The sequence below is a fragment of the Collinsella sp. HCP3S3_D1 genome (assembly GCF_052064015.1).
Taxonomy (GTDB): domain Bacteria; phylum Actinomycetota; class Coriobacteriia; order Coriobacteriales; family Coriobacteriaceae; genus Collinsella.
Map to the genome: position 1 here is coordinate 1 of NZ_JBQHWK010000055.1, position 374 is coordinate 374.

The 374-nt window shown below is 64.4% G+C and carries 1 pseudogene; it reads left to right on the forward strand.

Annotation, left to right across the window (positions count from 1 at the left end):
• Nucleotides 1-374 (forward strand): annotated as a pseudogene (locus ACTNDJ_RS08995) (SIS domain-containing protein); the annotation flags it as partial.

The following is a 374-nucleotide window of genomic DNA, read 5'->3' on the forward strand; positions in this document are numbered from 1 at the left end:
AGTACCTCATGAACAAGTTCGGCGACCGCGACCTCGAGGTCTACCTGATCCACGCCGCCGAGTGGAACGTCTCCGGCCACAAGCGCATGACTGAGAAGTCCGTCGTGCTCACCGCCTCCGAGTCCGGCACCACCCCCGAGGTCCTCGAGGCCGTCAAGAAGATGAAGGACATGGGCGTGCGCGTCTACGCCATGACCAAGCCCGAGGGCCCCATCGGCCAGGCTGTGGGTGCCGAGAACTGCGTCACCATGGCTTCCGACCATGGTTCGGGCGGCTGCGAGAAGGGCTACTACCTCGCCGACTGCTTCGGCCTGCGCCTGCTCAACCGCCGCGGCTGCTTCCCCAAGTTCGACCTGTTTATCGAGCAGACCAAG